Source organism: Methylobacterium sp., from assembly GCF_019750675.1.
In the GTDB taxonomy this organism is placed as follows: domain Bacteria; phylum Pseudomonadota; class Alphaproteobacteria; order Rhizobiales; family Beijerinckiaceae; genus Methylobacterium.
This window is the reverse complement of record NZ_JAIEOF010000117.1, coordinates 1-19,675: the sequence shown is the minus strand read 5'-3', so window position 1 is coordinate 19,675 and position 19,675 is coordinate 1. Positions and strand designations below refer to the sequence as shown.

Genomic DNA, 19,675 nt, shown 5'->3' with positions numbered 1-19,675 from the left:
GGTCGTTCCTGGCCCAGTCGAGTCGAAACACGAACGGAATCCCATGCGACGCGCAGCCCTCGCGGTGACCACCCTCGCCCTTCTGACCGCCTCCGCCGGGGTCGCGGACGCCGCCAAGAAGAAGGTCCAGGTGCCGAATCGCTACGACGGCACCTGGAGCATCGAGGTGGTCACCCTCGACGGCCCCTGCGATCGCGCCTACCGCTACGGCGTCCAGATCCGTCGCGGCGAGGCGAGCTATGCCGGCGGCGAGTTCAACATCAGCGGGCGGGTCTCCCAGAACGGTGCGGTGCGGGCCGTGATCTCCCGCGGCAACGACGCCGCCGACGTGGTGGGTCGCCTGGGGCGGCAGGGCGTCGGCAACGGTACTTGGACCACCACCGGCCTGATCGCCTGCAGCGGACGCTGGAACGCCGAGCGCCGGGGCTGACCCGGGCTTGTGGTGAGCGGGCCACAACGCCGCGCCATCGCGTTCCGAGTGGATGCGTCGCGCTGATCTGCCCTTCTCCGGACCAAATCCGCAGGGAATACTGGCGGCGAATCGAGATCGATTTGGCACGGGGCTTCCCATGATGAAGGCTTTGCTGTTCGGCGCGTTGGCGATGACGTTCGGTTTGGGCAGCGTTGCGGTCGCGGCCGGGCGCAACCCCGTGCAGCCCCACGCGGTGATGTCGCCCCTGGAGAAGGCCGCGACGGATTGCTTCGCCGAGACGGTGCTGTCCAATCCCGCAGCCACGCGCCATGCCCGCGCCGGCCGGTGGTACGAGGCGGCGAGCGTGACGGGCTTCCTCTGCCGTCCGGAAGTCGACGCGATGATCCGGGCGCATGACCAGCTCTACGGACGCGGGACCGGCACGCGCTACTTCCAGAATGCCTATACCCGCCATCTCGGGCGGGAGCTCGCGGAGCGCCTGCAGCCCATGCTGGAGCGCAAGGCCATGGCCAGCGCCGAGCCTCCGGCCGACAAGGGCGATGCCTCCGAGGCGGACAAGCCGGCAGAGTAGGATCGCGTGCCGATAAGACGATTGTCTTAACCTCGGTTCTGCTATGGTCTTCGCGCAGGGATCCTGAGCGAAGCAGGCGTTCCTGGCGGCTCTGGAACAATCCTGCATGGTCTCCACACCCTCGGCCACGCAGGGGCTGCACGCAACGGAGCGGGAGACCTTGCAGCCCGGATCGGAATTTCTCGGCCGTACCGGGCTCGGGCTTTCCGCGGCCGCTCTCCATCTTGCGCATCGGGTGATGGATGCGGCGGAGACCCGGCATGCCCGCGATGCGGCCACCATCGCCGCGTTGCGTGCCGAAATCGATGCGCAAGCCGCATTGATCAGGGCCCAGGCCGATCACCTCTCACAGGTTCAAACCACCTTCGATCGTGCCGCAACCGCCGCGCGGATCGGCATCTGGGAATGCGATCTACCGAGCGAGACGCTTCGCTGGAGCGGCGCCGTCTACGACCTGTTCGAGTTCCCGCGTGGTTCGACACCGGATCGCACGACCGCCCTCGGGTGCTATACCGACGAGGCACGTCGTCGGCTCGTCGCCGCCCGCAGCGAGGCCATCGCCCGCCGCTCCAGCTTCAGTCTCGATACGGAGATCGTTGGCCGACGCGGCGCACGGCGCTGGATCCGCATCACCGCCACTGTGGAATGCCGGGGCGACGTGCCGGTGCGCATCTTCGGCCTGAAGCAGGATATCACGAACGAGCGGCTCAGCTCCGAGCGAATCCGCCACCTTGCGGAATTCGACTTTCTCACCGGCCTCGCCAACCGGGCGTCCTTCGAACGGCACCTCGCGGCCTTGCCCGAGACCGGGACCCTTCTGCTCATCGACCTCGACGGCTTCAAGGCGATCAACGACGTGTACGGCCATGCCGCGGGTGACGCCTGCCTCAAGGAAGCCGCAGCGCGCCTCGACGAGGCCTGTCGCGGCGCCGATCTCGTGGCTCGGATCGGCGGAGACGAGTTCGCCGTGCTGGTGACGAACGACCCCGCCGGCAGCGTCGCGGAAACGCTCGGCGCGCGGATCGTCCATGCGATGCGCCACCCCTTTCCACACGGAACCGCGCATCTCGGCTTCGGTGCCTCCGTGGGGATCGCCCGCGCCGGTCATTCCCTGTCCGCGGACCTGTTCCCCCGAGCGGACAAAGCACTCTACGCCGCCAAGGCCGCCGGGCGCGGCCGGATCGCATTCGCGGACCCGGATATCTCACGGGCCGGCATCGGCGCGAATTGCGGCGGCCGATGACCGACGCTCAGGCGACACAGCACCGCCGAGATCGGAGCGGCGAGCCGCGCGCGTGAGGCCGCGCTCTGCGGGATCGTAGCGGGCACCGGCGTACCCACGCGGCTCTCGCGCGGGCCACGGATCACCTCGACGCGCTGTGCAACACCCCGGCCGAAGCGCTCGGTCCTCTCGCACGTCCTGAACGAGAGTTCGGCGCGCCTGCGCGACCCGCGCCGGGACCTCGACCGGGCCAACTGGCGGGCGCGGGTCTTCGCGAGCGGGGTGCTGCCAGCGAAGTCCCGGGATATCACCCCATAAGTTGATACCGGGACGGCGAGACCACCATCAAGGATTCGGTCCCGCGTGCGGCGACCGCCGGCCCGCATCCACCCGTATTCGCGATGCGACGGCGGCTCGGCAGTCTCGCAGAATCAGGCGGCCGGTGGTTCGCGACCGAATCCAAGGGTCGCCGCGAAGACGCACGAAAATTGTCGCACAGGAGACACGGCCCGCGAAAGGCACGGGCATTACCACATGAGGCGATATCGAGACCGCACGAACACCGTTAAGGGTTTAGTCCCGCGTACGGCGACCGCCGGTCCGCCTTCACCCGAATTTGAGATGCGACGGCGGCGTCCGGCATCCGGACCGTCATGGGAGTTCGTGAATGCTCGGCTGGTTCAAGGCCCTGATGCCCAGGGAGGATCGCTTCTTCGACCTGTTCGCGCGGCATTCCCAGACGCTGGTCGCCGGGGCCGAAGCGCTCCAGGGCGTGCTGGAGGGCGGTGAGTCCGTGCCGCGCTACTGCCAGGTCATCGTGGATCGCGAGCACGAGGCCGACGGGATCACCGCCGAGGTGCTCCTGGCGGTGCGCCGCAGCTTCATCACCCCCTTCGACAGGGGCGACATCAAAGACCTGATCCAGTCGATGGACGATGCCATCGACCAGATGAACAAGACGGTGAAGACGATCGCGCTCTACGAGGTACGCAGCTTCGAGCCCCTGATGCGCGAGATGGGTGGCACCGTGATCGAGGCGGCGCGCCTCACCGCCGAAGCGATCCCCTTGCTCACCGCGATCGACAAGCACGCGGTGCGCCTGAACACCTTGACCGAGCAGATCACCCGAGTGGAGGGGCGCTCGGACGAGATGCAGGAGCGCGGTCTCAAGGCCCTCTACCAGGCCCACCGCAAGGATGGCGGCGACGGCGACACCATGGCGTACCTGATCGGCGCCGAGATCTACGGCCACCTGGAGGATGTCGTCGACCGTTTCGAGGACGTCGCCAACGAGATCAGCGGCATCGTGATCGAGAACGTTTGAGGCGATGACCGAAGTCACCCTCGCCTTCCCGCTCCTCGTCGGCCTGATCGCGGTCGCGCTGCTGTTCGATTTTCTGAACGGCCTGCACGACGCGGCCAATTCCATCGCCACCATCGTGTCGACGCGGGTGCTGCGGCCGCAATACGCGGTGCTCTGGGCCGCGTTCTTCAATTTCATCGCGTTCCTGTTCTTCGGCCTGCACGTCGCCCAGACGCTCGGCACAGGCATCATCGACGCGGGAATCGTGACCCCGCAGGTGATCTTCAGCGCTCTCGTCGGCGCGATCGTCTGGAACGTCGTCACCTGGATCTTCGGCATTCCGTCGAGTTCGTCGCACGCGCTCGTGGGCGGTCTCCTGGGGGCGGGCCTGGCGAAGGTCGGGCTCAGCGCCGTGGTCTGGAGCGGGGTCCTGAAGACGGCGGCGGCCATCGTGCTCTCGCCGCTCGTGGGTTTCCTGCTGGCGCTGCTGCTGGTGCTGATCGTCTCCTGGATCTGCCGGCGCGCGACGCCCTTCGGGGTCGACCGCACGTTCCGCATCCTGCAATTCGCCTCCGCTTCCCTCTACTCCCTGGGGCATGGCGGCAACGACGCACAGAAGACCATGGGGATCATCGCCCTCCTGCTCTACTCGCAAGGGTATCTCGGGGGCGAGTTCCATGTCCCCCTCTGGGTCGTGCTCTCCTGCCACGGCGCCATCGCGCTCGGCACCCTCAGCGGGGGCTGGCGCATCGTTCACACGATGGGCTCGAAGCTGACGCGGCTCAATCCGATGCAGGGCTTCTGCGCCGAGACCGGCGGTGCGATCACGCTCTTCGCCGCGACCTTCGCGGGGGTGCCGGTCTCGACCACCCACACGATCACGGGAGCGATCGTCGGTGTCGGCGCGGCACGCCGGACCTCCGCCGTGCGTTGGGGAATTGCCAGCAACATCGTCGTCGCCTGGGTGTTGACCCTGCCGGCGGCGGGACTGGTCTCGGCGGCCTGCTACGCCGTCACCACCCTGTTCCGCTAAACGATCGGGTTCGCCGTGCCGTCCTCATCCTCGAAAGGCGCCAAGGCGGCGCCGAAGAAGATCACGCCGCGGACGGTCGCACGGACGAAGGCCGAACCCAAAGCCCTGAAGGCGAAAACCCAGGACGCGAAACTCCAACAGGCGAAGGCGCCGGGATTAGAAGCCCCTCCACCCAAGGCGCCATCCCTGAAGCTGAAGCCGGCCAAGGCGCCCTCCCCCAAGGCGCATGCCTTCCTCGTCGGCGTCAAGCGTCGGCGCGAAGCCTTGCGCGTCTACGCGGTGCTCACGCCCTCGGAAGCGGTGGCCCTGGCCATCGTCGAGGCGGCGAGCGGCGAGGACGTCACGGTCGAGCCGGTCGGGCGCCTCTCGAAGAAGCTGGCCCGACCGCTCAAGCTGCTGACGGGCGAGCCGCGCCTGATCTGAAACGGGTCAATCGTCCATCTTCAGGGCGGCGATGAACGCCTCCTGCGGGATCTCGACCTTGCCGAACTGGCGCATCTTCTTCTTGCCCTCCTTCTGCTTGTCGAGGAGCTTGCGCTTGCGGGAGATGTCGCCGCCGTAGCACTTGGCGGTCACGTCCTTGGAAAGGGCCTTGATGGTCTCGCGGGCGATGATCTTGCCGCCCAAGGCCGCCTGGACCGGGATCTGGAACAGGTGGCGGGGGATGAGGTCCTTCAGCTTCTCGCACATGGCCCGGCCGCGATGCTCGGCGCGGGTGCGATGGACGAGCATGGAGAGCGCGTCCACGGGCTCGGCGTTCACGAGGATCGACATCTTCACGAGGTCGCCTTCGCGGTAATCGGAGATGTGGTAGTCGAAGCTGGCGTAGCCCTTCGAGATCGACTTCAGGCGGTCGTAGAAGTCGAACACCACCTCGTTCAGCGGCAGGTCGTAGACGACCATGGCGCGTTTTCCGACGTAGTTCAGGTCGACCTGCGTGCCGCGCCGGTCCTGGCACAGCTTGAGCACGCCGCCGAGATACTCGTCGGGCGTGAGGATGGTGGCGCGGATCCAGGGCTCCTCGATCGCCGTGATCTTCATCACGTCCGGCATGTCGGCCGGGTTGTGCAGCTCCTTGATCGTGCCGTCCGTCATCTGCAGGCGGTAGACCACGGAAGGCGCCGTCGAGATCAGGTCGAGGTTGAACTCGCGCTCCAGGCGTTCCTGGATGATCTCGAGGTGCAGCAGCCCGAGGAAGCCGCAGCGGAAGCCGAAGCCGAGCGCCGCGCTGGTCTCCATCTCGTAGGAGAACGAGGCGTCGTTGAGCCGGAGCTTGCTCATCGCGCTGCGCAGGGTCTCGAACTCGGCCGCGTCCACGGGGAAGAGCCCGCAGAACACCACCGACTGCACGTCCTTGAAGCCCGGCAGCATCTCCTTGCAGGGGCGCTTGTCTTCCGTGAGCGTGTCGCCGACGCGGGTGTCGGCCACCTCCTTGATCGAACCGGTGAAGAAGCCGACCTCACCGGGGCCGAGTTCGCCGATATCGGCCATCTTGGGTCGGAACACGCCGATCTTGTCGACGCCGTGCACGGCGTCGGCCCGCATCATGCGGATGTTCATGCCCTTCTTCAGAACGCCGTCGACGATTCGCACCAGCACGACGACGCCGAGATAGACGTCGTACCAGCTGTCGACCAGCAGCGCCTTCAGGGGCGCGTCGCGGTCGCCCTTCGGGGGCGGCAGGCGGGTGACGATGGCCTCCAGCACCGCCTCGATGTTGAGGCCGCTCTTGGCCGAAATCGCCACGGCCTCGGAGGCGTCGATGCCGATCACCTCCTCGATCTGGGCGCGGATGCGCTCGGGCTCGGCCGCCGGCAGGTCGATCTTGTTGAGGACGGGCACGATCTCGTGGTTGGCATCGAGGGCCTGGTAGACGTTGGCGAGCGTCTGCGCCTCGACGCCCTGGCTCGCATCCACCACCAGCAACGAGCCTTCGCAGGCGGCCAGGCTCCGCGACACCTCGTAGGCGAAGTCCACGTGGCCGGGCGTGTCCATCAGGTTGAGGATGTAGTCCTTGCCGTCTTCGGCCCGGTATTCCAGGCGCACGGTCTGCGCCTTGATGGTGATGCCGCGCTCCTTCTCGATGTCCATCGAGTCGAGCATCTGTTCGCTCATGTCGCGCAGCGCCACCGTGCCGGTGGTCTGGATCAGCCGGTCGGCCAGCGTCGACTTGCCGTGGTCGATATGCGCGACGATGGAGAAGTTGCGGATGTTGTCGATGGGGGACGTGGTCATCGAGGATTCGATCTCCGGCGCGCGCGGCCCGCCGTCTGAGACGAACCCGGCGCACGGTTTCTTGGGAATGGGAAACTGGAACGCCGCAGATAGCAGCGCCGGCCCCCTGCGCCAAGCGCGGGCCCACCGGCGATGCCTCGGCCGGGCGGGCCCGATCGGGGGCCTTACGCCGCACGAACCTCCGACAGGAAGGCGTTCACTTGCCGGCGCATCTGCTCGGAGGTTCGCGACAGTTCCTGCGCCGCTCCCAGGACCTGAGCCGCCGCCGCGCCCGTTCCGCTCGCCCCGTCCCGCACCGACATGATCGTCTCCGTGACGGACTGGGTGCCCCGAGCGGCCTCCTGCACGTTGCGCGCGATCTCCCGCGTGGCCGCGCCCTGCTCCTCCATCGCGGCGGCGACCCCACTCGCGATCGCGTTCATTTCGCCGATCGTCCGACCGATCGCGGCGATCGCGCTCACCGCTGCCTCCGTCTCGGTCTGGAGGGTCGTGATCTGCGAAGCGATTTCCCCGGTGGCGCGCGTCGTCTGCTCCGCGAGCGCCTTCACCTCGGTCGCCACCACCGCGAAGCCGCGTCCCGCCTCGCCCGCGCGTGCCGCCTCGATGGTCGCATTGAGGGCCAGGAGGTTCGTCTGCGAGGCGATGCCGGAGATCAGGCCGACGACATCGCCGATCCGGCGTGTCCCCGCCGCCAGGGTCCGCATGATCGCATCCGTGCGCTCCGCTTCCCGCCCCGCCGCTGCCGCCGCGCTGGAGGAATGCGCCACCTGCCCGGCGATCTCCTGCACGGACGCTGCGAGTTCCTCGGTGGCCGCCGCCACAGTCTGCACGTTGGCCGACGTCTGCTGCGCGGTACTCGCGACGCTGACCGATTGCAGGTTGGTCTCGTTCGCGGTGCCGGACATCGCGGCGGCTGTCGCCTCCATCTCGGTGGCGGCCGAAGAGACACCCTCGCTCAGGCTGGATACGTCGGCCTCGAAGCTCCGGGTCAGGGCGTCGAGACGCTGGACGCGCCGCATCTTGTCGTCGGCTTCGCGGGCGATTGCGGCATCGGCGTCGCGCTTGGCGATCAGCGATCCCTGGAAGACTTGGAGCGCGCGGGCCAGCGTCCCGATCTCGTCGCGCTTGTGTATGTCGCCGACGACGAGCGTCAGGTCGCCGCCCGCCAGCCTCTGCATCTGATCGGCGATGCGGCCGAGCGGCACGGACACGCCGCTCCAGACGGTGCGCGCCGCGATGCTGATTGCCACGAAGCCGATGGCCGCCACCGTAAGGAACCCGACCGACAGCAGCCCGTAGATCCAGTCCGACCGCTTCGCCTCGGAATCCGCGATGTCGAGTTGCAGGTCCACGAGCTTGCTGATCGCCTCCGAGATCGGGTCGATCGCGGGATAGAGATCCCTGGCCGTGAACGCCTTCAGGCCCGACGCGTCCTGACTCCTGAGCAAGTCGACCAGCGCCTCGACCGTGGGTGTGGCCCGTCGCATCAAACGCTCGGCTTCGAGTGACAGAGCCGTCTCATGCGCGCTCATCGCCGTGGCCTTGAAGGCGGACCACCGCTTCTCGATCATCGCGAGAGCGGTCTCCACGTCCCGCAGGCCCGTGGACCATGCCACGCCACCGTCGCGGACCTTGTGCGACGTATCGACGATGCGGACGGCGTAGAAGTCGGAGACAGCCTTCAGATCACGCAGCGGTACCACGCGATCGTCGTGGATCGTCGCCACCGTATCGTGCATCGACATGATGCCCCACCAGCCGCCGCCGAGTCCGCCCGCGACGAGTAGGGCCAGGGCCGTGAGCAGCGCGATCAGGCGCGCGCGAATCGAACTCAACCCGGCCATTCATCCCCGTCCTGTCATTATTCTTCCTGCTATATTTGTAAGCAATCTCCTTCTGTCCGGTTAAGATATTCGACGACACGCCAAACATCTTCGATGACGTCGAACATCAGTATTCCGACGATATCACCCGCGAAGGCGAACGTTGGCGCGACGGGTCACGCAGGATATGTTCGGTTTCGAAGGGACCGCATGACGTAAGGGCGGGCGATGTGCGCAGCAAAAATCCGCCGCTGCCGGACGAAATACCCCGGCGAGACGACGGATCGGGCTCCTTTGGTTCGGCGAGCGATCCGCGCTGATATCAAGGCTTCGGGGACGGCTCCTGCGGGTCCTGCGCTTCGAGCCGAGTCGCCCCGGCGGCACCGGTTTCCCGCGCTTGTGCCGCCATCGTCACCAGCACCTTGCGCAAGGCTCCCATCTCGCGGACGGGCTCCGGGTAGAGCACCCGCGCGGTCCGGTCGGCGGCCAGGAGGTCCATGCCCTCCGGATCGAGGCCGGTGAGGCGCCAGGGGCCCGGCTCGGCACCGGAGGCGACGGCGTAGAGCGCGAGGGCGTCGGCGTGGTCCGCGTTCATGTGCTCGACGGCGCCGGCCTCGCCGGCCACGAGCCCTTCGGCGCCCGCGAGATCGAGGCGCAGTTCATCCGCCCTCAGCACGGCGGCCTTGGCAAAGCCCCCGTTGAGATGCCCGGCGCCCGGCTCCAGGGCGAAGAACCCGAAATCCGGAAAGTCCGCGTACAGCTTGGATTTCGGATGCCGCGCGACGAAGCGGGCGCGGGCGCGCGGATCGGCCGTCTGCGTCACGCGCCCCGTCACCGTCAGGCGCGGATGCGCGAGCGGGTCGCCCTTGCCGCCGGCACTGAACAGCAGCGAGGCGCGCGGGTCGGCCAGCAGGTTGCGGGTGTGCGCCGAGAGACGCGAGAGCAGCATCAGGGGGGTGCCGTCGACATCCGTCGCGATGGTCACCAGGGAGACGAAGGGCGTCCCGTCCTCCGGATCGAGGGTGGCGAGCGCGCCCGAGCGGATCGAGCGCAGAAGATGGCGGGCCAGCCCGATCGCGTCGAAGGGCGCCTCGGCCGCCGGCAGCGGCACCGCCGGCCCGCGCCGCTCGCCCCCCGTGTTCGTCTCGCCCTCGGCCATGGATACTCCCCCGATTCGATGCCCGCGAACCGGCGCTCAGGCCGCGTTCAGCCGGGCGATCATAGCCAGGGTTTCGGGCTCCGTACGAGGGCGCCGGACTGCGGCCCGTTGGCATCAGTCAAGCCGCAAACGAACAAACGACCGAGGTCGCTCGCTTTTATCGCACAGAGTCATTACACAGCCTGACTCTCCGCGCGAACGCGGCCCGCCTCCCCGGCACGGTCGCCACCGCGTTTTTGCCGATCCCTGCCCACCGTCCGCGACGGGGGACGGGGTGGGATGCGGAGGGGTGGGCGCCATCAGACGTCCGCCGATCCGCATCCGAGCAACAGGACACGCGCATGCCGACCATCGCCCTCGTGGACGACGACCGAAACATCCTCACCTCCGTCTCGATCGCCCTCGAGACCGAAGGCTACCGCATCCAGACCTACACCGACGGCGCCTCGGCGCTGGACGGCCTGAAGCATTCCCCGCCGGACCTCGCGATCTTCGACATCAAGATGCCGCGCATGGACGGGATGGAGCTTCTCAGGCGTCTGCGGCAGAAATCCGACCTTCCTGTGATCTTCTTGACCTCGAAGGACGAAGAGATCGACGAGCTGTTCGGCCTCAAGATGGGCGCCGACGATTTCATCCATAAGCCGTTCTCGCAGCGCCTGCTGGTCGAGCGCGTGAAGGCCGTGCTGCGCCGCTTCGCCCCGAAGGACGGCCCGGGCGCCGCCGCCCGCGAGGCCGATGCCGCCGCCCGCTCCCTGGAGCGCGGCCTCCTGATGATGGACCCCGAGCGCCACACCTGCACCTGGAAGGGCGAGCCCGTCACCCTGACGGTGACGGAGTTCCTGATTCTCCAGGCCCTGGCGCACCGGCCCGGCGTCGTGAAGAGCCGCAACGCCCTGATGGACGCGGCCTACGACGATCAGGTCTACGTGGACGACCGGACCATCGACAGCCACATCAAGCGCCTGCGCAAGAAGTTCAAGGTGACCGACACGAGCTTCGACATGATCGAGACGCTCTACGGCGTCGGCTACCGCTTCAAGGAGAGCTGAGCGCCCGCCCGGGCCTCAGGCGCCCCCTCCCCGCAACGCTGTTCCCTCACCACCGGACGCCCGTGGCCACCACCGACCAAGCCGAACCCCCGTCGCGCGGCATGCTGGGATGGCCGCGCCAGATCTGGAACGGGATCGGTCAGCGGGCCTCGTCGAGCCTGACGCGACGCATCGTCGTGCTCAACCTCGTCGGGCTGATCGCCCTGCTGTTCGGCTTCCTCTACCTGAACCAGTTCCGCCAGGGGCTGATTCAGGCCCGGGTGCAGAGCCTGCTGATCCAGGGCGAGATCATCGCGGGCGCCATCGCCTCGTCGGCCTCGGTCGAGACCGACGCGATCCGGATCGACCCCGACAAGCTGCTCCAGCTCCAGGCCGGTGAGGCCGAGGAGCCCTCCTCCCCCCTCACCTTCTCCCTGAACCCCGAGCGGGTGGCCCCGCTGCTGCGCCGGCTGATCACGCCGACGGGCAACCGCGCCCGGGTCTACGACCAGGAAGGCGGCCTCCTGTTCGATACCCGTACCCTCTCGGCCCGGGGCGAGATGAGCCGCAGCGATCCGGATGTCCGCCCGCGCAAGAGCACGTGGCTGGAGAAGGCCTGGGAGGCCGTGCAGTCGAAGTTCGCCGGGAGCACGCCGTCCCCCGGTGTCACCGAGGATGTCGGCCCCGCCAGCGGGCGCAGCCTCAAGGAGGTGCAGGTGGCGCTCGGCGGCGCGCGCGGCAACATCGTGCGGCGCAATCCGGCCGGGGAGACCATCGTGTCCGTCGCGGTGCCGATCCAACGGGCGAATTCCGTCCGCGGCGCCCTGATGCTCTCGACGCAAGGGGGCGACATCGACCGGGTCATCGCCTCGGAGCGCTTCGGCCTGCTCCAGGTGTTCCTGATCGCGGCGGCCGTGATGCTGGTCCTGTCCATCCTGCTCGCCGGCGCCATCGCGGGGCCGGTGCGGCGCCTCGCGGATGCGGCCGAGAAGGTGCGGCTCGGCATCAAGTCGCGGGAGGAGATCCCCGACTTCACGAGCCGCACCGACGAGATCGGCCACCTCTCGGGCGCCCTGCGCGACATGACCCAGGCGCTCTACCGGCGCATCGACGCCATCGAGAGCTTCGCGGCGGACGTCAGCCACGAGTTGAAGAACCCGCTGACCTCGCTGCGCAGCGCCGTCGAGACCCTGCCGCTGGCGAAATCCGACGATTCGCGCACCCGGCTGCTGGCGATCATCCAGCACGACGTGAAGCGCCTCGACCGGCTGATCTCCGACATTTCGGACGCCTCGCGCCTGGATGCCGAGCTTGCCCGCGCGGAGGCGCGCCGCGTCGACATGCGCAAGCTGATGACCACCGTGGTCTCGGTGGCCAACGAGCGCCGGCGCCCGAAGGACGCCCCGATTCAGTTCGACGTCGACGCGCCGGCCGGCGAAGGGGAATCGCCCCTGACGATCTTCGGGCATGACAGCCGGCTGGGCCAGGTGGTCAACAACCTCCTCGACAACGCCCGCTCGTTCTCGCCCCCCGACGCCAAGGTGCGGGTGGCCCTTCGCCGCGTCCGCAACGACGTGGAGCTGATCGTCGAGGACGAAGGGCCGGGCATCCCCGAGCACGCCCTGGAACGCATCTTCGAGCGCTTCTATACGGATCGCCCCGAGCAGGGCTTCGGCCAGAATTCCGGCCTCGGCCTCTCCATCTCCCGCCAGATCGTCCAGGCCCACCGGGGCACGATCCGGGCCGAGAACCGGCCGGGCCCCGCCGACGAGGAGGGCGAGCCCACCGTGCGGGGCGCCCGCTTCATCGTGCGCCTTCCGGCGGCGGCCCGCTGAGCGCGGACGGCCCCCCGATGCCGGATGCCGTCGCGTGGGTTCACGCGAGTTGCGTGGCCGTCGACGGCGCCGGCGTCCTGATCCGGGGGGCGTCGGGGGCCGGCAAGTCGAGCCTCGCCCTGCTGCTCCTCGACCGTGTCGACGCAGCGCATGGAAGCGCCGGTCTCGTCGGCGACGATCGGGTCGGCCTCATGCGCGAGGACGAACGGATCCTGGCCCGACCGCACCCCGCGCTCGGTTCCCGCATCGAGGTGCGCGGCCTCGGCCTCGTGCCGGTCGCAAAAACCTTGGCCGATGTCCCGGTCCACCTCGTGGTCGACCTCGTGGAGGCCTGCCCGCGCCTCCCCGAGGCACCGATGCGCGAGGTAACCCTGCTCGGCCTCACCCGGCCGGGCCTCGTACTCGACCATGCGATGCTGCGCGCCGGACTGGGCCCACGCCTCGTGCTCGACGCGCTCGCGGGGTGCCCCGGCGTGGCCCGCATGCCGCAGGCCCCCGTTCTGATCCTGTCGCCCGGCACCGAACCGTAGCGCCGGGGCCACCACCGTGGCATGATCATGACGTTCGAGCACACAAAATGCCGCATTCGCCTTGCGCTCGACCTTGCGCTGCACAAGATGGCGGCTCCGCTCACAAGGCGTTGGAACCCGCGTCGATGATTGGAATGGTGCTCGTCACACACGGGCTGCTGGCAACGGAGTTCAAGGCTGCCCTTGAGCACGTCGTCGGGCCGCAGAAACAGATCGAGACCATCACCATCGGTCCCGAGGACGATATGGAGCTGCGCCGGCTGGACATCATGAATGCGGTCAGCCGCGTCAACAGCGGCAAGGGTGTCGTGGTGCTCACGGACATGTTCGGCGGCACGCCCTCGAACCTCGCCCTCTCGTGCATGAACGGCGGCGAAGTCGAGGTGGTGGCCGGCATCAACCTGCCAATGCTGATCAAGCTCGCCAGCGTGCGCGACGCCGAGCCCCTCGGCGAGGCTGTCCTGCACGCACAGGAAGCGGGCCGGAAGTACATCAACGTCGCGTCCCGCGTGCTCGCGGGCAAATAGCCTTCCTTCCCCTCGCGCCACAGCTTACAGCCATTCCAAGGCTCCGCTCCGCCAGCGGGCCCGCCGGAGCCGCGCCAAGCGGCGCGGGACGCCACGGAGGGGACGGCCAACGCCCATGAGCGACGACGACATCGACGACCTGCCGACCGTGCCCGAGGGTGGTCTGATCCAGGTGCTCCCGATCATCAACCGGCGTGGCCTGCACGCGCGGGCCTCCGCCAAGTTCGTGCAGACGGTGGAGCGCTTCGATGCCGCCGTCACCGTGACACGCTCCGGCGAGACGGTGGGGGGACGCTCCATCATGGGATTGCTGACGCTGGGCGCGGCGCAGGGCACCTCCATCGCGGTGGTGGCCTCGGGCAGCGACGCCGAGGCCTGCATGCAGGCCATCAGCGACCTCCTCGCCAACAAGTTCGGCGAGGACGAGTAGCCCCGTTCAGGCCGAGCGCTCGAGACGCTCCGGCACGGCGTCCGCCCGACGCCAGACCAAGGCGGACGCACCCGCGCCGAGGGTGATCGTGGCCGCGACGACCCTGTCCGCGCGCCGGGTCAGCGTCACCGTGACCTGATTGCGGCGGGCGAACAGGCGCGTCACCACCCGCACCATCGCGGCCTCGGAGGGGTCGCCGATGATGGGCGCGGACGACGCCTCGGCATCGAGCAGAAGAAAGGCCTCCACCGCGTCTCGCACCTGAATCGGATCACGCACACGCTCGACGCGGTCAGGCTCGACGTTAGCAAACTCGGGCGCATGAACGGGACGCACGCCGACGAGGCTGTGCGCCGGGATCGTGCCGCGCGCGGTCACGGCCCGGAGACGGGACGCCGGCCCGGCCTCCGGGATCGCCGCAGCGGCCGGCGTGTCGAGCTCCAGGGTCGCGCGGGGACGGATCGCCTGCAGCGCGGTCGCCAGCGCCGTGCGGACCGGCTCGACGTTGCCGGGCGCGAAGGTCGGAGCGAGCGCGCTGCCATAGGGCTGCCAGACCACGATCCGGCCATGCCCGAAGAGCGTATGCGGCATGGCCAGGGGAATCACGGCACCGAGCCGGTCCGGACCGTTCCCCACCGCCCAGGCCAGGGCGAAGACGAGGTCCCGCCCACCCGCCTGATGCTGGGCCGCCGAGAGGAGGTAGTCCGGGTCGGCCCGGACGGGATCCGCGACGGCGGCACGCGCGAGCAGCGCCCGCCACGCCGCGATCTCGTCCGCGCCGATGGAAGCCGCCCGGTGCAGGTCGACGCGCCAGGCCACGGGCGCCTCGTCCGCGACGGCCTCGACCACCGCGTCGATCGGCGATGCGCCGCCATCGATGACCGTGAAGCGGTGTCTCATGTCTCGATCCGATCCCGAATGCGTCCCGATGCGGGACACTCTCGCGCCGTGAGGCGCCCTGTGGGGTTCAGGCTTCAAGAACGGGACCGCCCGATTCCGGACAGCGAGCGCGGTCTCAGCCGCCGGGAATCGCGAGGGGATTTTGCGTGAGCGCCGCGGCGTCGGGGCCGTCGACGCGCGGGCGGCCGAGGAAGGCGTCCCACAGGCGGGTGACGAAGGCCGGGTCGAGGTCGCGCACGATGAGCACGAGGCGCGAGCGGTGATCGGCGTCCGGCCAGGCCGCGAGATGCACGGGCGCATGGATGACGTGCTGGACCCCGTGCACCACGAGGGGTCGTTCCGGCGCGTCCGCGAGGGCGACCAACCCCTTGAGGCGCAGGAGGTTCGGGCCGTGGCTGGAGCGCAGCAGGTCCAGGAACATCTCGAAGGCCGCGCGCGGCACCGGTGCGTCGCTGGTCAGGCTGAAGGCCCGGATCGCGGCATCGTGCCGGTTCACGTCGTGATGGTGGTGGCCGTGATGGTGCCCATGGGCGTGATGATCATGCTCGGCCCGCTCGGCCTCGGCGCCGAGCCAGGCGCGCACGTCGTCGCTCTTTCCGTCGAGGCCGAACAGGCCGCCGAGAAGGGCGTGCGGCGGCACGGACGCGTCCCGGAACGGAGCCGAGGGGTTCAGGGCCCGCAACCGTGCTTCCAGCGCGGCGCCGTCCTCGCCCGCCAGATCGCGCTTCGTGACGACGATCTGGTCGGCCACGGCCACCTGCCGCACCGCCTCCGCGTGGGCGTCGAGGGTCGAGGCCCCGTTCACCGCGTCCACCACGGTGACGACGCCCTGCAGGCGATACCGGATGACGAGATAGGGATGGTAGATCAGCGCGTGCAGGATCGGGGCGGGGTCGGCGAGGCCCGTCGTCTCGATCACTACCCGGCGGAAGGGCTGGATGCGGCCGTTGTCGCGCTTGCGCAGCAGATCTTCGAGGGTGGCGATGAGATCGCCGCGCACGGTGCAGCAGAGGCAGCCGGCGCCGAGCAGGACCATGCCCTCGTCGATCGTCTCGATGAGCAGGTGGTCGAGACCGATCTCGCCGAACTCGTTGACGATCACCACCGTGTCGGTGAGCGCCGGATCGCGCAGCATCCGGTTCAGCAGGGTCGTTTTGCCCGCGCCGAGAAACCCGGTGAGGACGGTGAGCGGAATCGGCTCGGGCGCGCGGGGATCGGGCTTTGACAGGTCGGTCATGTCCCTGACCTAGCCTTCCGGGACGCGCCGCTCAATCCTGCGGCGATGTAATATTATAACACCGCCAATCGCCGGGTGCGTCCGGGCACGGGTGGGTCAGTCGTCCGCCTGAGTCTTGCTCGCCGACCGGGTGGATTTGCCCGCCGTCGCGGGCTTCGCGCTCGAGGCTTTGGCGGCGGGCTTCGCCTTCGCCTCCGGCTTGGCCTGGGGCTTCACCGCGGCTTTCGCGGCCGGCTTGCGGACCGTATCGACCTTCAGCTTGGGCGCGCCCTCCATGACGGGGGTGGATTCCGCGGGGGCGAAGGCGCTCGCCGTAGCGGGGACGCCGCCCTTGCCGCGGGCCAGGGCCTTCTTCGCCTCCGGCTTGGCCGCCTTGGCGGGGGCGGCCGCCGGTCCCTTGGCCTGCCGGGCCGCCTGGGCGGCCTCGCGCTTGGCCGCGATCGCCTCCAGCTTCGCCTTGCGCGCCTCGGCGAGCTTGGCGGCCTTCTCCGCCTTCTCGGCTTCCTCCTGCTCGTTGAGCGCGATGGCACCCTCGGCGGGATCGCGGCCGATCCAGACCAGGATCGGCTGCAGCGGCGCGCGCGGCGGCAGGGCGCGGTTGCGCAGGGCCGCGCTGTTCATGGTGGCGAAGGCGAGCGCGGCGGAGGGCGGCGCGGCGGCGGCCATCAGCTGGGCGTTGGCGTTGTCGGCGCTGGCGCCGGCCGCTCCGGCGCTCGCCGTGATGGCCCCCTGGCCCTCGTCGACGGGCAGGGCCTTGCGCTTGTCGCAGATGTAGGGCCGCAGGTCCGGCGGCTCGCCGAGGTTGGAGGTCGGCAGCGCGTCGAGGGTCTGGGCGGTCCAGCCGGCGCTCTGCGAGAATCCGTAATCGAACAGGTCGAAGGCCTTGAGGTCGCGTTCGCGGGCGCTCGGCTGGCCCATCACCACGGTGATGATGCGACGCCCGTTGCGGGTGGCGCTCGCCACCACGTTGAAGCCCCCCGAGCAGATGAACCCGGTCTTCATGCCGTCCGCGCCGGCATAGCGGCCCAGAAGGCCGTTGTGGTTGGCCATCACCGAGCGGCCGAACTGGATGGCGCTGATGGAGAACAGGGCGCGGCTTTCGGGAAAGTCGCGGATGAGGGCGCGGCCGAGGATCGCCATGTCGCGGGCCGTCGTCCATTGCCGGGCATCGGGCAGGCCGTTGGGGTTGGTCCAGCGACTCTCGCGCATGCCGATGCGCTGGGCGGTCTCGTTCATCATCTGGGCGAAGCCCTCGATGGAGCCACCGAGATTCTCACCGATCGCCCACGCGACATCGTTGGCCGACTTGACCATGATGATCTTGAGGGCATTGTCGAGGGTGAGCTTGGTGCCCGGCCGGAAGCCCATCTTCGAGGGCGGCTCGGCGGCGGCGGCGGCCGAGATCGTGATCAGCGAATCGAGGGAGAGCCGGCCCTGCCGCACGAGGTCGAGGGCGACGTAGGTGGTCATCAGCTTGGTGATCGAGGCCGGGAACCACGGATCGGTGGCCGCCTGCCCGTAGATCACCTTGCCGGAATCGACCTCCACCACGAGGATCGGCGATGTCACGGCACCCGCCGGCGCGGCGGCCAGCACACTCGCCGCCATCGCCAGGCAAGCGGCCAGGCGCCTCAACAATCCGTTCGACATCTGACCCGTCTCAAGAAGGTATGCCCCCGGCCCGACGAATATCGGCCCGCGCGGGTCGGCCGGTCAACGGCCAAGCTTGAGGCAGGCCGACGGAAATTCGTCGTCAAGCGTGGTACGACTTGGCCGTGACTGAACGCCTAACAACCGGCGTTCCGTGGCGAGAGCATGGCAAAACGCTTCGCGGATGCGAGATCCGGGCGGTTTCATGGTATGATCGCGTTCGGCGCATGGGTACGGTCCGCGGCCTGTCCGTGGCCCCGGATGGCCGTCACGCCTATGTGCGATGCGTCGGTCAGGGTATTTCGAAATTCGGAGCGTCGCAGCCCGGCAGGGCCCGGTCGGCGCGGGATCGTGATGGCGTACGCAGTCAAGGAACTTTTCCACACCCTCCAGGGCGAGGGCGCGCAGGCGGGGCGGGCGGCGGTGTTCTGCCGGTTCTCCGGCTGCAATCTCTGGTCCGGCCGCGAGGAGGACCGCGCCACCGCCGCCTGCACCTTCTGCGACACCGATTTCATCGGCATGGATGGCACGGGCGGCGGGCGCTTCCCGACATCGGACGACCTCGCGGACGCGATCGCGCGCACCTGGGAGGGTGGCCCGCGACACCGCTACGTGGTCTTCACCGGCGGCGAACCCCTGCTGCAGCTTGATCCCGCCCTCATCGCCGCCGTTCATGCGCGCGGGTTCGAGGTCGCGGTGGAGACCAACGGCACGCTTCCCGCGCCCGCGGGCATCGATTGGATCTGCGTCAGCCCGAAGGCCGGCAACCCGATCGTGCAGCGCAGCGGACACGAGCTGAAGCTCGTGTTCCCGCAAGCCGAGGCCCTCCCGGAGGCCTTTGCGGAGCTCGACTTCCGCCACCACTGGCTCCAGCCGATGGACGGGCCGGAGCGGCTCGCCAACACCGCCGAGGCGGTCGCCTATTGCCGGCGCGACGCGCGCTGGCGCCTCTCGCTCCAGACGCACAAGATCATCGGGATCCCGTGAGGCTCCTAACTCCGCTCGCAGCATGAAGTTTTCGCAATGAAGATCACGCAAGCCTTCACCTTCGAGGCGGCCCACCGCCTGCCGAACGTGCCCGAGACCCATCGCTGCCACCGCATGCACGGGCATTCCTACCGGGTCGAACTCACCCTCTCGGGCGCCGTCGACCCGGCCACCGGCTGGGTGGTGGATTTCTTCGACGTGGAGCACGCCTTCGCGCCGGTGCTGGCCCGCCTCGACCATTACTGCCTCAACGAGATCGAGGGGCTGGAGAACCCCACCGCCGAGCACATCGCGGCCTGGATCTGGGAGCGCACCAAGGCGGCGCTGCCGGCCCTCTCCTCCGTAAAGGTCTACGAGACGCCGATGTCCTGGGCCGAGTACGAGGGCGATGCCTTGTGATGAGGAACCCGGCGATGAGGGACCCGGCGATGGGCGGGGGCGCCCTGGTCCTGTTCTCGGGCGGGCAGGATTCCACCACCTGCCTCGCCTGGGCGCTCGCGCGCTTCGACCGGGTCGAGACCCTCGGCTTCGATTACGGCCAGCGCCACCGCATCGAACTCGATTGCCGGGACACCCTGCGCCGGGGGATCGCGACCCTGAAGCCCGAATGGGCGGCGCGGCTCGGGGACGACCATACGCTCGCCCTCGACGCCCTCGGCCAAGTCTCCGAGACGGCGCTGACCCGCGACACCGCCATCGCCTTCGCGGATGGCGGCCTGCCCAACACCTTCGTGCCGGGACGCAACCTGCTGTTCCTCACCTTCGCGGC

At 69.0% G+C, this 19,675-nt stretch carries 20 protein-coding genes; 14 read left to right on the top strand and 6 right to left on the bottom strand.

Features of this window, described 5'->3' with window-relative positions; all coding sequences use genetic code 11:
- Positions 1-43: 43 nt before the first annotated feature.
- The 6 genes from K2X24_RS06095 to K2X24_RS06070 all read left to right on the top strand — a co-directional run bounded on the left by K2X24_RS06095 (position 44) and on the right by K2X24_RS06070 (position 4,985).
- Positions 44-430 carry a hypothetical protein gene (locus K2X24_RS06095; RefSeq protein ID WP_292495718.1) on the top strand — a complete coding sequence of 129 codons (387 nt, stop codon included), beginning with the start codon at positions 44-46 and terminating at the stop codon, positions 428-430.
- 172 nt (positions 431-602) lie between these two features.
- A complete protein-coding gene (locus tag K2X24_RS06090; protein ID WP_292495751.1) occupies positions 603-1,004 on the top strand; it encodes a hypothetical protein in 402 nt (133 codons plus the stop codon).
- Between the two features lie 106 nt (positions 1,005-1,110).
- Positions 1,111-2,247 (top strand): GGDEF domain-containing protein, encoded by a 1,137-nt coding sequence (locus tag K2X24_RS06085; protein WP_292495715.1) that lies wholly within the window; start codon positions 1,111-1,113, stop codon positions 2,245-2,247.
- A 646-nt stretch (positions 2,248-2,893) separates the two neighbouring features.
- Positions 2,894-3,550, top strand: coding sequence for a DUF47 domain-containing protein (locus tag K2X24_RS06080; protein ID WP_292495714.1), 657 nt, complete (start codon positions 2,894-2,896; stop codon positions 3,548-3,550).
- Positions 3,551-3,554: 4 nt separating this feature from the next.
- The gene (locus K2X24_RS06075) at positions 3,555-4,562 is read left to right on the top strand and encodes an inorganic phosphate transporter (RefSeq protein ID WP_292495711.1); all 1,008 of its coding nucleotides are present in this window, start codon (positions 3,555-3,557) and stop codon (positions 4,560-4,562) included.
- Between the two features lie 15 nt (positions 4,563-4,577).
- Positions 4,578-4,985, top strand: a complete 408-nt coding sequence (locus K2X24_RS06070; RefSeq protein WP_292495709.1) for a hypothetical protein — start codon at positions 4,578-4,580, stop codon at positions 4,983-4,985.
- A gap of 6 nt (positions 4,986-4,991) precedes the next feature.
- On the opposite strand, the gene lepA is transcribed toward K2X24_RS06070, so the two are convergent.
- The 3 genes from lepA to K2X24_RS06055 all read right to left on the bottom strand — a co-directional run bounded on the left by lepA (position 4,992) and on the right by K2X24_RS06055 (position 9,779).
- Positions 4,992-6,797, bottom strand: coding sequence for a translation elongation factor 4 (gene lepA / locus K2X24_RS06065; RefSeq protein WP_238276355.1), 1,806 nt, complete (start codon positions 6,795-6,797; stop codon positions 4,992-4,994).
- 164 nt (positions 6,798-6,961) lie between these two features.
- Positions 6,962-8,641 carry a methyl-accepting chemotaxis protein gene (locus K2X24_RS06060; protein WP_292495706.1) on the bottom strand — a complete coding sequence of 560 codons (1,680 nt, stop codon included), beginning with the start codon at positions 8,639-8,641 and terminating at the stop codon, positions 6,962-6,964.
- Positions 8,642-8,942: 301 nt separating this feature from the next.
- Entirely contained in the window at positions 8,943-9,779 is an 837-nt protein-coding gene (locus K2X24_RS06055) for a DUF2470 domain-containing protein (protein WP_292495705.1), read from the bottom strand.
- A 341-nt stretch (positions 9,780-10,120) separates the two neighbouring features.
- Between K2X24_RS06055 and K2X24_RS06050 the strand changes: the two genes are divergently transcribed.
- From K2X24_RS06050 to K2X24_RS06030, 5 genes are all read left to right on the top strand, one after another.
- The gene (locus tag K2X24_RS06050) at positions 10,121-10,831 is read left to right on the top strand and encodes a response regulator transcription factor (RefSeq protein WP_055947774.1); all 711 of its coding nucleotides are present in this window, start codon (positions 10,121-10,123) and stop codon (positions 10,829-10,831) included.
- A gap of 101 nt (positions 10,832-10,932) precedes the next feature.
- Positions 10,933-12,645: a sensor histidine kinase gene (locus tag K2X24_RS06045; protein ID WP_292495748.1), complete on the top strand. Its 1,713-nt coding sequence runs from the start codon at positions 10,933-10,935 to the stop codon at positions 12,643-12,645.
- Positions 12,646-12,662: 17 nt separating this feature from the next.
- Positions 12,663-13,175, top strand: a complete 513-nt coding sequence (locus K2X24_RS06040) for an HPr kinase/phosphorylase (protein ID WP_292495694.1) — start codon at positions 12,663-12,665, stop codon at positions 13,173-13,175.
- 125 nt (positions 13,176-13,300) lie between these two features.
- Positions 13,301-13,702: a PTS sugar transporter subunit IIA gene (locus tag K2X24_RS06035; protein WP_238276371.1), complete on the top strand. Its 402-nt coding sequence runs from the start codon at positions 13,301-13,303 to the stop codon at positions 13,700-13,702.
- 115 nt (positions 13,703-13,817) lie between these two features.
- Positions 13,818-14,132, top strand: coding sequence for an HPr family phosphocarrier protein (locus tag K2X24_RS06030; protein ID WP_243912692.1), 315 nt, complete (start codon positions 13,818-13,820; stop codon positions 14,130-14,132).
- Between the two features lie 6 nt (positions 14,133-14,138).
- On the opposite strand, the gene K2X24_RS06025 is transcribed toward K2X24_RS06030, so the two are convergent.
- From K2X24_RS06025 to K2X24_RS06015, 3 genes are all read right to left on the bottom strand, one after another.
- Positions 14,139-15,032 (bottom strand): hypothetical protein, encoded by an 894-nt coding sequence (locus K2X24_RS06025; protein WP_292495689.1) that lies wholly within the window; start codon positions 15,030-15,032, stop codon positions 14,139-14,141.
- A gap of 115 nt (positions 15,033-15,147) precedes the next feature.
- Positions 15,148-16,269, bottom strand: coding sequence for a GTP-binding protein (locus tag K2X24_RS06020; RefSeq protein ID WP_292495686.1), 1,122 nt, complete (start codon positions 16,267-16,269; stop codon positions 15,148-15,150).
- A 96-nt stretch (positions 16,270-16,365) separates the two neighbouring features.
- Complete coding sequence (locus K2X24_RS06015; protein ID WP_292495684.1) at positions 16,366-17,919, bottom strand: D-alanyl-D-alanine carboxypeptidase family protein; 1,554 nt, start codon at positions 17,917-17,919, stop codon at positions 16,366-16,368.
- Between the two features lie 354 nt (positions 17,920-18,273).
- Between K2X24_RS06015 and queE the strand changes: the two genes are divergently transcribed.
- The 3 genes from queE to K2X24_RS06000 all read left to right on the top strand — a co-directional run.
- On the top strand, positions 18,274-18,906 hold the full coding sequence (gene queE / locus K2X24_RS06010) for a 7-carboxy-7-deazaguanine synthase (RefSeq protein ID WP_292495681.1): 633 nt from the start codon (positions 18,274-18,276) through the stop codon (positions 18,904-18,906).
- A 36-nt stretch (positions 18,907-18,942) separates the two neighbouring features.
- On the top strand, positions 18,943-19,305 hold the full coding sequence (queD, locus tag K2X24_RS06005) for a 6-carboxytetrahydropterin synthase QueD (protein WP_292495680.1): 363 nt from the start codon (positions 18,943-18,945) through the stop codon (positions 19,303-19,305).
- 14 nt (positions 19,306-19,319) lie between these two features.
- On the top strand, positions 19,320-19,675 hold a 356-nt coding region (locus K2X24_RS06000), incomplete at its 3' end, for a 7-cyano-7-deazaguanine synthase (protein ID WP_292495676.1).